At 62.7% G+C, this 12974-nt stretch carries 15 protein-coding genes and 1 pseudogene; 11 read left to right on the forward strand and 5 right to left on the reverse strand.

Going from position 1 to position 12974, the window contains the following annotated elements; all coding sequences use genetic code 11:
- Positions 1-941: 941 nt before the first annotated feature.
- Entirely contained in the window at positions 942-2192 is a 1251-nt protein-coding gene (locus tag QTI66_RS34590) for a DesA family fatty acid desaturase (RefSeq protein ID WP_286564902.1), read from the reverse strand.
- A 232-nt stretch (positions 2193-2424) separates the two neighbouring features.
- Here QTI66_RS34590 and QTI66_RS34595 point away from each other — a divergent pair, with 232 nt between their 5' ends.
- Entirely contained in the window at positions 2425-2703 is a 279-nt protein-coding gene (locus tag QTI66_RS34595) for a hypothetical protein (protein ID WP_286564903.1), read from the forward strand.
- On the forward strand, positions 2700-2933 hold the full coding sequence (locus tag QTI66_RS34600) for a hypothetical protein (RefSeq protein ID WP_286564904.1): 234 nt from the start codon (positions 2700-2702) through the stop codon (positions 2931-2933). Before QTI66_RS34595 ends, QTI66_RS34600 begins: the two co-directional genes overlap by 4 nt.
- Positions 2934-2962: 29 nt before the next feature.
- Here QTI66_RS34600 and QTI66_RS39745 read toward each other — a convergent pair.
- Both QTI66_RS39745 and QTI66_RS34610 read right to left on the reverse strand, forming a co-directional pair.
- A pseudogene (locus QTI66_RS39745) lies at positions 2963-3337 on the reverse strand (DUF4142 domain-containing protein); the annotation flags it as partial.
- A gap of 23 nt (positions 3338-3360) precedes the next feature.
- Positions 3361-4017 carry a glycoside hydrolase family 2 TIM barrel-domain containing protein gene (locus tag QTI66_RS34610; protein WP_286564906.1) on the reverse strand — a complete coding sequence of 219 codons (657 nt, stop codon included), beginning with the start codon at positions 4015-4017 and terminating at the stop codon, positions 3361-3363.
- Positions 4018-4218: 201 nt separating this feature from the next.
- Here QTI66_RS34610 and QTI66_RS34615 point away from each other — a divergent pair, with 201 nt between their 5' ends.
- Positions 4219-4497 carry a hypothetical protein gene (locus QTI66_RS34615; RefSeq protein WP_286564907.1) on the forward strand — a complete coding sequence of 93 codons (279 nt, stop codon included), beginning with the start codon at positions 4219-4221 and terminating at the stop codon, positions 4495-4497.
- Between the two features lie 64 nt (positions 4498-4561).
- On the opposite strand, the gene QTI66_RS34620 is transcribed toward QTI66_RS34615, so the two are convergent.
- Entirely contained in the window at positions 4562-4816 is a 255-nt protein-coding gene (locus QTI66_RS34620; protein WP_286564908.1) for a DUF378 domain-containing protein, read from the reverse strand.
- A gap of 798 nt (positions 4817-5614) precedes the next feature.
- On the opposite strand from QTI66_RS34620, the gene QTI66_RS34630 reads away from it, so the two are divergent.
- Genes QTI66_RS34630 through QTI66_RS34650 form a run of 5 tightly spaced genes read left to right on the forward strand, consistent with a single transcriptional unit; the run spans position 5615 to position 8449 of the window.
- On the forward strand, positions 5615-6004 hold the full coding sequence (locus tag QTI66_RS34630) for a hypothetical protein (RefSeq protein ID WP_286564909.1): 390 nt from the start codon (positions 5615-5617) through the stop codon (positions 6002-6004).
- Entirely contained in the window at positions 6001-6381 is a 381-nt protein-coding gene (locus tag QTI66_RS34635; protein ID WP_286564910.1) for a hypothetical protein, read from the forward strand. The genes QTI66_RS34630 and QTI66_RS34635 overlap by 4 nt, the downstream gene beginning before the upstream one ends.
- A complete protein-coding gene (locus QTI66_RS34640; protein ID WP_286564911.1) occupies positions 6374-6829 on the forward strand; it encodes a hypothetical protein in 456 nt (151 codons plus the stop codon). Before QTI66_RS34635 ends, QTI66_RS34640 begins: the two co-directional genes overlap by 8 nt.
- Before the next feature lie 20 nt (positions 6830-6849).
- Positions 6850-7191, forward strand: a complete 342-nt coding sequence (locus tag QTI66_RS34645) for a DUF3606 domain-containing protein (RefSeq protein ID WP_286564959.1) — start codon at positions 6850-6852, stop codon at positions 7189-7191.
- Positions 7192-7210: 19 nt separating this feature from the next.
- On the forward strand, positions 7211-8449 hold the full coding sequence (locus QTI66_RS34650) for a zinc-binding metallopeptidase family protein (RefSeq protein WP_286564912.1): 1239 nt from the start codon (positions 7211-7213) through the stop codon (positions 8447-8449).
- On the opposite strand, the gene QTI66_RS34655 is transcribed toward QTI66_RS34650, so the two are convergent.
- Positions 8416-9609 (reverse strand): FAD-dependent monooxygenase, encoded by a 1194-nt coding sequence (locus tag QTI66_RS34655; protein WP_286564913.1) that lies wholly within the window; start codon positions 9607-9609, stop codon positions 8416-8418. The genes QTI66_RS34650 and QTI66_RS34655 overlap by 34 nt on opposite strands.
- A 69-nt stretch (positions 9610-9678) precedes the next feature.
- Here QTI66_RS34655 and QTI66_RS34660 point away from each other — a divergent pair, with 69 nt between their 5' ends.
- The 3 genes from QTI66_RS34660 (at position 9679) to QTI66_RS34670 (ending at position 12482) form a co-directional block, all read left to right on the forward strand.
- Positions 9679-10119, forward strand: a complete 441-nt coding sequence (locus tag QTI66_RS34660; RefSeq protein ID WP_286564914.1) for a LexA family protein — start codon at positions 9679-9681, stop codon at positions 10117-10119.
- Positions 10120-10124: 5 nt separating this feature from the next.
- On the forward strand, positions 10125-11423 hold the full coding sequence (locus QTI66_RS34665) for a Y-family DNA polymerase (protein ID WP_286564915.1): 1299 nt from the start codon (positions 10125-10127) through the stop codon (positions 11421-11423).
- 849 nt (positions 11424-12272) lie between these two features.
- Positions 12273-12482, forward strand: a complete 210-nt coding sequence (locus tag QTI66_RS34670; protein ID WP_286564916.1) for a hypothetical protein — start codon at positions 12273-12275, stop codon at positions 12480-12482.
- Positions 12483-12974: the final 492 nt, after the last annotated feature.

Raw genomic sequence — 12974 nt, forward strand, 5'->3', positions numbered from 1 at the left:
ATGCGAAACCCCTGTGCTTTCGCTCGAGAGGCCCCGCGGAAAGAAAGATGCTCGCACGCGCCGCTGCTGCGGCGCATTTGAGGTCGTTGGGTCGCGACCGCGAAGCGGCCGGTCCTTTGCGTCTATTCAAGAAACGGAGTCGCGCTCTGCCTCTTCCGGCCTGCTGCGGTCCGCATACGGCGAGCTGCCCGTGTTCGTCGACTCTCCCACGCCCGCGTCGCCTTCGCGGACTTCTCGTTTGGGGGGACTGTCACCAGCAATGGGGGGCTTTGGCTCTTCGCCCCGCTCGGCAGGCGTCTTCGCAGTCTGCTTCATGGCATTTTGAGCCGGCGTAGAAATCGGCGTGGCGGGGTCGCTTGAGAAGGATTTCATGGGAAACCCCCTGCAGCCACCGTTTTGGCCATCAGGTTCATGGGAGAGACTGAGTCGAAAATCATATGGACACTCCTTCGTGTGAGCAGTCGTAGTCTGGAAAGATGGGAGCCGCTTTGGATTGCGGGCAATCGATGTGCCCGTATCCGGGCACGTCAAAAAACGCGGAGTGCGAGTTAGAGCCTGCACGCCCGAAAGGCTTGAACGTGATCAGCTGATGGAGACAAGCCCATCGAAACGGCGCGACCAGCGACGAGTACGTTTGTACGCAGCAAGCACGGGCTTCCCGCTCCACACATCAGCCATGTGCTTGACCGGGGGCGTCGCCAAAACGGGCTGCGGTTTCACGGCGCCTGTCGCTTGACCGGAGGCAAGTCCAAGCATTGTCTTTGTGACGCCGAGCCACATGGTCGTCAGCGGAATTCCTGATGTACTTGGTTGGCGCATGACACGACTTTCAGTTCTGGCCGATGGCCGATAAGCCGAATATGAAGGCGCAATGTATGCTGCAGCGCAGCATTGGGCGTGAACTGGTGTAAACGGTTTCCTACGTGGTCGTGCGATCTGCATCAAACTCGCTTGCTTCCCCCTTCACCCAACCGCGACTCCATGCGGATCGCGCGAAGGCGCATCGAAAACTCACGCAGGCCTGCTATTCCGCTCGCTTCCGCGCGACGGCACCACGCGGCGAGATCATCGACCAGTTGCTCGCGCGACTGCGACGTGTTGAGCCAGAGCTGGCGAAGCTCTTCGCGCATGGTCGCCATCTTGTCGAGCACGGGGTGCGCGGCGCGCGCCCGAACCAGGCTCGAACGGACGGCCGCTGGCACCTTGTCGTCGTCACGGTGCAACCAGCGCCGGGCCGCCTCCAGGACCGACGGATCCGCGCCAATCGCCTTGAGCTGGGCCATCTCGCTTTTTGTGGCGCCCCGCATTGCACGTGCGTAGCGGGCCATCACCTCATGGCGGTTTTCGATGACCGCCTCCAGCGTCTTTTCGTCGGCCACCGGCTGGACGTCACCCACCAGCAGCTTCGGCGGGACCTTCTTCACCTTGGCCCAGCCGATTTTTTGCAACATCAGGATGTAGATCCAGCCGATGTCAAACTCGTACTTCTTGACCGAGAACCTGGCGGAAGTCGGATAGGTATGGTGGTTGTTGTGCAACTCCTCGCCACCGATGATCAACCCCCAGGGCGCGACATTGCGGCTTGCGTCAGGCGCCTCGAAGTTGCGGTATCCCCAGTAATGCCCGATGCCATTGACGATGCCGGCCGCAGTGATCGGTATCCAGAGCATCTGAACCGCCCAGACGGCGAGGCCAAGCGCGCCAAAAAGCGCCACGTTGAGCACCAGCATCAGCCCCACCCCTTGCCAGCTGTAGCGCGCATAAAGGTTGTTCTCGAGCCAGTCGTCCGGCGTGCCGTGACCGAAGCGTTCCAGCGTTGCCATGTTCTTCGATTCGGCCCGATAGAGTTCCGCACCGCGCCAAAGTACTTCGTCGATACCCCTGACCTGCGGGCTGTGCGGGTCTTCTGCCGTTTCGCATTTCGCGTGGTGCTTTCGGTGGATCGCTACCCACTCCTTGGTGACCATGCCGGTCCCGAGCCACAGCCAGAACCGGAAGAAATGCGAAGGGATCGGGCCCAGATCCATGGCCCGGTGCGTCTGCGTGCGGTGCAGGAAGATCGTGACGGCAGCGATCGTGATATGGGTGGTCGCAAGCGTGTACAGAACCACTTGCCACCATTGAAGGTCCCACAAGCCGTGCGCAAGCCAGTCGATGGCCGCGCTCAGGACGGGGGAGGCCGTATGGAACATCGAGTCGATCCTTTGCAAGCCCGCGCCCCGGTTCCACCGCGATGAGGGTCAACGCAGTCGGCGCGAGGTTGATGAGGCCATCAACAAGATGAGCGTCGCAACTTCTCGAGGACGTAGGTATGGATCGCAATAGCGCGCACGACGAGTTCTTGTCCGTGTCCAGGGAATTGTCGGAGTGCAAGTCGCACCAATCCCTGACACCGCAGAACCTTTGCAGGTTTACGGTGAGCCGATGACCAACTCGAACTCAAATTTCAATTCCGGCGACGGCACCCGTCCCAGCACAGATGGCGGCGTCGACAACATGGGGGCCGGCGAAAAATTCTCGTCGTCACGCAACCGCGTTGGCGAAGACGTCGCGGGTCCGGCGCCCGTCGAGCGCATGCGCGATAAAAAGCGTGATGTGCAAGGCACCAAGGCCGATGACTCCGCCCCCTTCGGGCTGACGCAAGACCTCGGCTCGCAACGCAACCAGGAAAAGCCCCCGACAATCGAGGAGGCGAAAGGTTGAGCGCCGCACGGCCCGGCGTCCTGCGCGCCATCGCCTTCAACTGCAGCCTGAAACCGCCGGAACAACCGTCGTCGACGGCGGCAATGCTCGGCGATGTGCGCGATGCGCTCTCGGCCCTGGGTGTCGAATGCGAAATCATTTGCGCGACTGCCTTCAACATCTTGCCGGGCGTCCGGTCGGACGAGGGCCTGGGGGACGGGTGGTCGTCCAGTCCGGCGCTCGCCATGTAGTGCTTGTCAAACGAGGTGCCTTCCAGCGCATTCAGCCTGGACAGGGCGGCCCTGTGTTTCGGGTCTGGACTCGCTGGCAGGGTCACGCCCTTTTGCTGCGCGAGTTGCTCCACCTCCTTGAGCGCTGCCGAATGGTCATCGACCATCTTCTGCGCGAACTGCTTGACCTGTGCGTCCTGCGATTTCTGCAGCGCCAGCGCGCCGCTCGCCACTTCGGCCATGTTGGACTGGGCCATCTGTTTGATGGCGCCGGCGTCCGCACCAGTTAGCTGGGCAGCCAGCGTTGCCGTGGATGCTCCCAGGAGCGCGATGGTCGCGACTGCGGCGAGAGCCAGTGGATTGAATCGGAAAGCCATGGGATGTTCCTTGCGGGGGTTGATCCAGGAACATTTGGCAAGCGGCATGCCCACGCACACGCCTTGCCTCCCTACACCATCCCCGGGCTCCACGAGCGCGGCACCGTGGTTGCGGCGTGGATGCGTGCGAGCGGCAATTTGGGACTGCGGTCCGCGTTCAGGAGGCCATTCCCTTCCTGAAAGGTGTCCGCGAACTGGGTGTAGCAAAAGCCACTGAACAGCTCGGCATGGACGATGGTCTTGATCAACCGTTCATACAGGTCACCGAACTCCTCGGCGCTCTGCGTCGTCGTGTAGCCCCAGGTCTTTTCATGCCCGGGCTCAACGTTGGATCTTTTCACGGCAATGCCGCCGAACTCGGTCAACATGATGGGCTGCCCTTTGTGCGGGTGCCCGTCGAGCGTCAGCAGGCGGCCTGCAGGCCGACTCTTTTCGAAAAGCTTTTCAGGGACCACCTCGGCGCCATAGCGCCGGTGCAGGTGGTCGATGTCCGCGTCGTAGTCGTGGATCCCGATGATGTCCGTGGCGCTGGATTCCCACCCATCGTTGCCGATCACCGGCCGCGTTGCATCGAGGGTCTTGGTGAGGTGGTACAGCGTTTCGACGGCATGACGTTGTGCGTCGACGCTGGGCAACTCCGGCACGCCCCAGGACTCGTTGAACGGCACCCACACGATGACGCAGGGATGGCTGTAGTCGCGGTCGATGACTTCGGTCCACTCGCGCACCGTTCTCTTGAAGGCGGCTGGGGCGCCGATCTGGCAACGGCCGATCGCCCTGCGTATCCCATGGAGCGCAAGCCGCCCCGCCTGGACGACGTGCCACGGAGCCAGCCACCCGAGCGCCAGCCTCAACACGTTGAAATCCTTCGCTCGAATGAACGACCCGAAATGACACCCGTGTTCGGCACGTCGTGCCCGCCTCGAGGTGTGAGCGGCATCATCCGCCGCAAGGCGTTCCGCTTCAGCGAGAACGATCTGCGGCACTGGTTGCTCCTGCTGCTGGCCGACCGGGTCGACGTTGGCGAGGGCGTCATCGAGGATCTTGCGCGGGGCCACGTGCCGAGGCTGTACGCCGAAATGGGTGGCGCCGCTGAACTGAAGCACAACCCCAAAGGTGCCGTGCGCAAGGCGCTGGTGATCGCTGGGGTGCTGGGGCTGGGCTATCTCGCGCTGCGCAGCCGCGCGGGTCGGCAGCCCAAGGTCTGATTGCGCCGGACTCGCGACACGCCCGAGTTGACGTGACGCGAGCCCTTGCCGAGTCGGGTCGCTTCTAGACGATTCGACGCAGCCGGAACAGCATGCTGATGCCGTACAGCCCGGCAAGTCCGACAAGCACGAAGACGACGCGGCTTGCCGCCGACAGCGGGCCGAAGATGGCGCCCACAAGGTCCACATCCAGGGCCCCGACCAGGCCCCAGTTGACCGCGCCCACGATCATGATGAGCAAGGCAATCCAGTCGATGACAGACATCGCTGGCGGGGTTGTGCCCTTCAGGTTGAGGTCGTCGCGGGTGATGGGACTCATGTGAAACTCCTTTTGGAAAAACGCAGGGAAGGAGTTGCGCAAGGGGCAAGCGAGGTGCCTGCACGGAGCACCAGCATGCTCCCGTTCATGCATCGACACGCATTGACGACGCTCACCGCTATGGTTTGAAGCCCAGGATTTGCATGGGCTTGCACAGCGCCTGTCTGCTTTTCCAGTATTCAGCCCATGGGTGCGTACTTTGAAAGGAGAGATGCTCCCGCGCACTTTCGATCGTCCACTGCGCTCCCCTCTTGAAGGGACTCGAGGACGGCCCGCTTCGATGTGGACCCGCAGCGCGTGTACGTGGCAGGCATGTCAGCTGGCGGCGCCATGGCTACGCTCATGGGCGAGCTTTGGCCGGAGATCCATAGGGCTGTGGGCGTGCATTCGGGACTGGCGGCCCGCGTGGCGTGGCTTGCGATTTGGCTTCGGCGCTTGCCGCCATGCGGGGCGAGGTACGCCCCGCCAAAGCAGTACCTCTGGCAAGCCGACCATCGTCTTTCATGGCGACGCGGATCACACGGTGCATTCTCCCATGCCCAGATTGCTTGCGCTCGCCGCGATGTCGGTGCTGGGGATCTTTGCAGACCGGCGATTGAAGACGTTGACGAAGCAGCGCAAGCAGATGGCGAAGGCCTTGAAAGCATGAGGGCTTGTTGGATGGGCCGCACTTGTCCACCCGGCAGTACGCCTACGTCAGCACCTCGCACTCCCCGACACGGTCCCGAAGCCGCCAGAACCAAATTGACACGAGGTAGTGCGCTGTGCACTGGTCGAAAGCTCAAGGAACCAATTTCGATGAATGAATTCACCCATTTCCCCGACCCGCGCGATGGCGAGACGAACGCCAAGGACTGGAGCTCACAAGCCCATTCGCAAGGTCCAGCCTCCTCGGGAATCCGCGGGCGCGAGGACTTCGATGCTTTTCCAGATGCCTCAGGCCATGGATTGAGCAAGGCCGCCAACTCTGGCCGCGCTTATGCGAAGGAGGCTGTCAACTCAGCAGGCAAGAAAATCGATGCCTGGAAGGGGCAGTTGGACCGGACCACCGAGTCTTGCGCGTCGTACATCAAAGATGAGCCAACGAAAGCCATCATGCTCGCGGCGGCCTGTGGTTCATTGTTGGCAGCGTTGTTGATGACTTCGACACGACGCAGCCGGCCCAGCTACTACCGAGCCACGCCGTGATCCACCCCATCTACATGGTGGCGCTTCGCCACCCTGGCTTGTTCGTCAATCATGCTGCGAACTACCTCGCCCTCGTGAAAGGGGAATTTGCAGCCACTGGAAAGTCGGCTGCGATGCGGGCCGGCGGCGCTTTCCTGGCGTCGGCGGCCCTGTTGCTTGCGCTCGCCCTGACTGGGTTCGCAGTGATGCTGGGTGTTCTTCACGGATCGTTCCACTGGATTCTCATCGCCGTGCCCGGCGTTACCTGGTTGCTCGCGCTGCTCGGTGTTGCCATAGCGCGCAGGCCCGTGCTGGAGAAGCAGATGGACGACGTCAAGGATGAACTCCAAGCCGACCTTCAAGTGTTTCGTCTCGTCAAGGAAGTCCAAAATGATTGATGCTGCAAAGGCGCTTACCGCCAGGGAAAGGCTTGCACACTCACGAGCGGAGATCCTTGGCGCGATGGGATTTGAAGCGGTCAAGAACGAGGAGAACGAAGTCGTCGCGGTTGTTGACGTCAGTCCATCTGGCGGTGGGCGGGTTGGCCCGATGTCGAATTCGATTGTCGTCAAGTGGTGGCACCGAAGCCCAATGGGCAGCGCCGCCGAACTGGGCCTGCCGCTTCTCGAAAAATTCGCAAGGAAGAGCCCCGGCAAACTGGTGGCCTGGAGTGCAGGCACCGGTGCGTTGCTGGTCGTGCTCAAGCCCTGGAAGCTGCTGTCTGCCGCCACGCTTGTGACGTTGGTATACAAGGGGGCTGACATACCACGGATATTCACGGACTTCGTCCAGGGCGCTGCGGTTCACCCGCCTGCGTCCGATGGGCCCGTCCCGCACTCGGCTTGACAAGAGCGATCCTGCGGGGTTTGGCAAGAGCTACGCCTACGCATCGATGGGAAGACAGCCTACCGGCCTCGATCAACGCATCCCCGAAGCTCAAGTGCTCAACGGAGAACCCCAAGGCAAGTCCCGACACCACGATTGCGCCCAACGCGACGAGCCCCGACGCCATCGATGTCCAGTCAGACATCGCTCTGGAAGAGTGGGCAAAGAGACTCGCCGTCACAGCGGCCCAAATCAAGGAGGCAGTCGCAATCGTCGGCGATCGCGCGACAGACGTTGAAGCGCACCTCAAGGGAAGCAGAAGGACGACAAATTCGGCTCGGGTAGCAGAAGCCGCCAGCGACAGCCCGTCGCGCGAAGACTGAACTGCGGCGCGGGCGCGCCATGTCAGCGCTGCTCGTACCGGCCGTCAGCCGCGCCTACAAATGCCCATGCCGGCGCCCAATCTTTCTGCGCAACACACAATGCGTGAACTGCGGCAGCCAGCTGGGATATGAGACCGAGCGACTGACCCTGGTCGCACTGATTCCCGGTTCTGAACCGCACCTGTGGTGCGTTGCAACAGACGCGACCGGAAGCGAGTACCAGTGCTGCGCAAACCGCCAAGGGGCAGCCGCTTGCAACTGGCTGGTGAAAGTGGACTCCGGTGCCAAGTCAAGCGCGACAGTGGAGGTGCAATGCCTCGCATGCCGGCTGAACCGCCACATGTTCGACGTCTCGCAGCCGCGCAACTGGCACCGCGCACGCGAGCTTGAAGCGGCCAAGCGCCGATTGCTGACGCAATTGCTCGCGCTCGGGTTGCCCGTCGAGGCCCGTCAGGACGGCGAAAAGACAGGCATTGCCTTCGACATGCTCGAGCAGATGCCAAACAGCAAGCCCATCCTCACAGGCCATCAGGATGACATCATCACCATCAATGTCGCCGAGGCTGACGATGCGCAGCGCGAGGCCATCCGCGCTGCCATGCACGAACCCTACAGAACTTTGCTTGGCCACTTCCGCCACGAAATCGGACACTACTACTGGGATCGCCTCGTCCGCGACGACGCTTCGCGCCTGGCCCAGTTCAGAAGCTTGTTCGGGAACGAACAAGCCGACTACGGCAAGTCCTTGCAAAAGCACTATCGCGATGGACCACAGCGGCTGTGGGCGCACCAGTACATCAGCAGCTATGCGTCGACCCATCCATGGGAGGACTGGGCTGAAACCTGGGCCCACTACCTTCACATCACGGACACGGTGGACACGGCGGCCAGTTTCCGTATCGATTCCGACCAGGCGGAGTCGGAGTCGCAGCCGTTTGAAGCAGCGCATCTTTGGCGGGCAGACCTGCCCGGCGCGCAGAAGTTTCTCGAGCTGCTGAATGCATGGGTAGGGCTCACGCAGGTCATGAACGAACTCGCTCGCAGCATGGGGCAAGCCGATGTCTACCCCTTCATCGTGCCCTACAGGGCGGTTGCCAAGCTGCAGTTCATCCACGAGACCGTCGCAGCGTGGTCGGCAGGAACCGGACGTGCTTTGAACGTGTGGCGTAAAGATGGCCGCATGCTGTTCACCCAGATGCGTAGACTCACTTGGGCCCCGCAAGGCTATACGTCAACGACCGCGGCGTCATACCCGTAAAGCCATTCGACGGCCTTGAACGACCAGTCGGTTGCACCATTGGCCATCTGCGCATCGCGCGCATGCTGCAATGGCCCGTCTGCCAGATGAAAGCGGGTCTTGTTTTCCTTCGACGCAGCCTGAACGCGCGACGCGCGCGGCAAGCGCACGGATTGATACAGCATCAGCGCGCCGGGGAAGTCTTGCGGGCCGATCTTCGCAAGACACGCAGCAAGGGTCGCACCGTCCTCGATCGCCTGTGCCGCCCCCTGCGCCATGAAGGGAAGCATTGCGTGGCAGGCATCGCCCAGCAAGGTGCATCGTCCGATGGACCACTGTGCCATGGGCGAACGATCGAAGAGGCCCCAGACAAAAGTCTCGTCGACTGCCGCGAGGATCGTGCGGACCTGTGGATGCCATCCCTCGAACGCGGCCAGCGACTGGGCGATGTCGGCGGGCTCGATCCATGACTCGCGCGCCCAGGCGTCCTGGTCCACGACCGCCACGAAGTTGACCATGGCTCCTCTCTGCACGAAGTAATGCACGAAGTGCTTGCCCGGGCCCATCCACACTTGCGATTCCAGCGGAAGCCCCAGAGGGGTCAAACGGCTGGCAGGCACCAGCCCACGGTAGGCAACGCATCCTGTAAAGCGGGGGGCGTCGTCGCCAAACAGGACGCGGCGGGCCGCAGAGTGAATGCCATCCGCCCCAACGAACACGTCGCACTCGATTCGCGTTCCGTTGTCGAAGCTCACCTTGACATGGTCGCCGTGGTCCGTGCAGTCTGTGAACCGGTGTCCCGGATGCAGGCGTTCGGCAGGAAATGCATCCCTGAGCACATCCAGCAGGTCGGCACGATGCATCTGAACGTGGGGGAAGCCAAACACCGCCTCGACTGTGTCGCCCAGCGGGGTACGGAGCAGAGTTCTACCGTCGTCCCAGCGCCGTTGATGCCACGCCTGTGGCCGCACGGCCGTCTTTGCCAGCTTCTCTGCGAGGCCGAGGCGGTGCAGGACGCGGGACGCGTTGGGGCTGATCTGGATGCCCGCCCCGGCCTCGCGAAGATCGTGCTTCTGCTCATACACGTGCACGTCCAATCCTGCTCGCAGTATCGCGATGGCCGCTGTGAGTCCACCGATGCCGCCGCCAACGATGGCGATGGAGGTTTGCGCATTTTTCATCGTGAACCTCGTCGAGGCCAACTGCCGACTTGTCTACTCATCGCGCCATCGTAGCAATATACTGGATGGATGAACAGTATCCCTTCCTCGTCGACATGGGCAAGCCACGAGCCACGCGCGCTCGCGCTTCCGGTCGTCGAGGGCAAGTTGCGCGCGGGCTTCCCGTCGCCTGCGGACGATTTCTCCATCAAGCGGCAGGACCTCAACGACCTGCTGATCACCCACCCGCTCGCCACCTTCTTCTGGCAAGTCAGCGGCAGGTCGATGGTGGATGCCGGCATCGACGATGGCGACCTGCTCGTGGTCAATCGCGCCCTGACGCCGGTACACCGTCATATCGTGGTCGCTCAGGTCGATGGCGACTTCACCGTGAAATACCTCTACAAGCGCGGTGGTCGTATCAAGCTCACGGCGGCGAATCCGACCTTTCCCGAGATCACGTTCAAGGACGGCCAGCAACTCATCATCTGCGGCGTGGTGACTTGCGCCATCAAGCGCTTCGTGACTTGAGCAGCATGTACGCGCTCATTGATGGCAACAACTTCTACGTCTCCTGTGAGCGCGTGTTCCGCCCCAGCCTGCAGCAACGGCCGGTGGTGGTGCTCAGCAACAATGATGGCTGCGCCATCTCGCGCAGCAACGAGGCCAAGGCACTCGGCATCGCGATGGGGGCGCCATGGTTTCAGATCCAGCAGCAGTTGCCCGATGCGGGCGTCGTCGCGCTGAGCGCCAACTTCGCGCTCTACGGCGACATGAGCAACCGCATGATGGCGATTGCCGCGGGCCTCGGGCCCGAACAGGAGATCTATTCCATCGACGAGTCGTTCATCGACCTGAGCGCCATGCGCGGCGACATGGTGGCGCGCAGCCACCGCGTGCGCGAGCGCATCCTGCAATGGATCGGCGTTCCTTGCGGCATCGGCATCGGTGCCACCAAGACGCTGGCCAAGCTCGCGAACCATGTGGCCAAGACGGCCGACCGCAAGCCCGGCAGTTACCCGGCGGAGTTCGCACGCGTGTTCAACCTGGGCGCGCTCCCGGCGAGCGATCTCGATGCGGTTCTCGCGGCGACTGAACTCACGGAGGTGTGGGGCATCGGCCGCAAGATCGGTGCGCAGTTGCAGGCCGAAGGCTTGAAGACCGTGCTCGACGTCGTGCGGCTCGATCCGGCGATGGTGCGCGCACGATGGTCGGTGGTCCTCGAGCGAACCGTGCGCGAATTGCAGGGGCAGCCCTGCAACGGGTTCGAGAGCGAAGCTCCCGCGAAGAAGGAAATTGCCTGCACCCGCAGCTTCGGGCAGCCGGTTACGCAGCTTGCAGACCTGGTCGAAGCGGTCAGCCAGTTCGCAAGTCGTGCGGCCGAGAAACTGCGCCGGCAAGGAAGTCACGCTTCGCAGGTGCTGGCTTTCATCCACACGAGCCCGTTCCGGCGCCAGGACAGGCAGTACTCGCGCTCGATCACCGTGCCGCTGCGCAGGCCCACCGCCGACACGACGTCGCTTGTCCAGGCGGCTGTGCAGGCGGTGCGTGCCGCGTACCGGCCGGGATTCAACTATGCAAAGGCCGGCGTCATGCTGCTCGATCTGCAGGACGCCTCGGTCGAGCAAAAGGAACTGGCACTCGATGACGAAGGCGCGGACCGCAGCACCTTGATGGCCGCCGTCGATCGGCTCAACGACCGGTACGGACGCGGAGCCATCGCCCTCGCCGCCACCGGCCAAGCCAGCGGCACGCGCCGCTGGACGATGAAGCAGACCCTCAAGACGCCTGACTACACGACGCGATGGTCTGACGTGCCGCGCGTGAGAGCGTGACGTGGTGTAGTCTGGATTGCGCGTCACGCAGGCTTGCTGCGTGACAGCCTGAGTTCGGACGTCGACGCGTTGGGCGGCGTCGACGGATTGGGCTCCAAAAGCAGCGCGTTACCGTGGCCACAACGTACGATCAAAGGGTTGGCGCAGTGCCACCGCCGTAGGCCCGATCGGCCCGAAGTCAGGAATACGGCGGATCGGTTCTCACGCCGCCGTGGCACCGGGTTCCCGCTTGCGCGCCTCACAGCGGCGCTTCCCGACGGTTGCGGCAAGGGCGATCGCTGCGGCGCAGCCTACCTTGGATTTCGTCCAGCACCGGCGGCAAGTCGCCACGCTTTGGATGACGGAGTGCGCGCCCGATTCCTCGAGCTTTTTCGTGGCCGCCTGGTGAAACTCCAGAGCGTCGGACGAACGAAATCGCCACCGCAAAGTTCAGTGACCGCACCCTGCTTTGGTGGGTAGACAATGCCTTGGCAGCGAACAAGGAGTCTCCCGCGTTTTCACCACTGACCGGACATCCATGAGCCGTCGGAGATTGAGCAGTTGACGGACGTTCGGTTTCTCATCGTGGAAGACGAGAAGGAGCAACCTTTCAGCTTGAACACCATCGGGGCCGATGGGCAGGTCGACAGACCAAGCTTGGCCGCAGCCTGCTTCAGTTCTTCAGCGACTTCTGGAAACTGCATGACCTCGAAGGCCTTGCCACGGATCGGGACGGCTTCGTCTATGCCATCGCGTCGCACGCCCGGGACGATGATGGCAAGAGAAGGACTCGCGTGAACGACTGGTCAGGTTTTGTGTCGAGGGAAACCGGTCAAGGACCCGAAAGTCGTCAAGGGCTTGAAGCGCGCCTTGACGACAGCGCATCCTGAACTGGCGGCTGCCGGCCAGGTGCTGGAGGTCAAGGCGGGTGCGGGACTCAACGTCGAGGCGCTGGAGGTCACTCAGGACCACCAGCAACTGTTGATCGGCTTTCGTGGCCCGTGCGCGACGGGCGCGCGCTCTTTGCGTGCATCGAGAATCCCAGTTGCATGTTCGAAGCAGATGCAGATCCCCCGATGACCGCAGATCTCGATGCGCTGAATCCGGGCGGTCAAGGGATCCGCGGCCTGGCCTGCGTGCGCACGCTGGCCGAGTACTTGGTCATCAGCGGCCCCGTGTCGCGCAAGAACGGGCCCTTCGATCCTGGCACAGGGCCGGCCAGAAAGGCAGTCCGGCGCGCCGTGTTGTCGTTCCGGGACCTGACGAGCCTGAAGCGCGCGGAAGACGTGTGTTCGGCCAGCCCGGCACGGAAGGGGACGGATCCTCATCGTCAGCGACGATCGCGATCGAAAGACCGGACGGGCCGCGAGCTATCTCCTGCTGGAGTTCGACCAATTGCAGCCGGCCACTTGAGCCGATCGGCTCCACGGTGTCGCAAGCGAAGTGACTATTCCGAAGCACCATGGTTGCGTTTCGCCTGACAATCGGGAACCCGTCCGTTTGGCTCTGGTGCAAGGGCGGCCACCGGCGCTTCATCGAGGCGGAACTCAAGCTCATTGGCGCAAGGTAGAT

Source organism: Variovorax brevis (assembly GCF_030317105.1).
Lineage (GTDB): Bacteria > Pseudomonadota > Gammaproteobacteria > Burkholderiales > Burkholderiaceae_C > Variovorax > Variovorax brevis.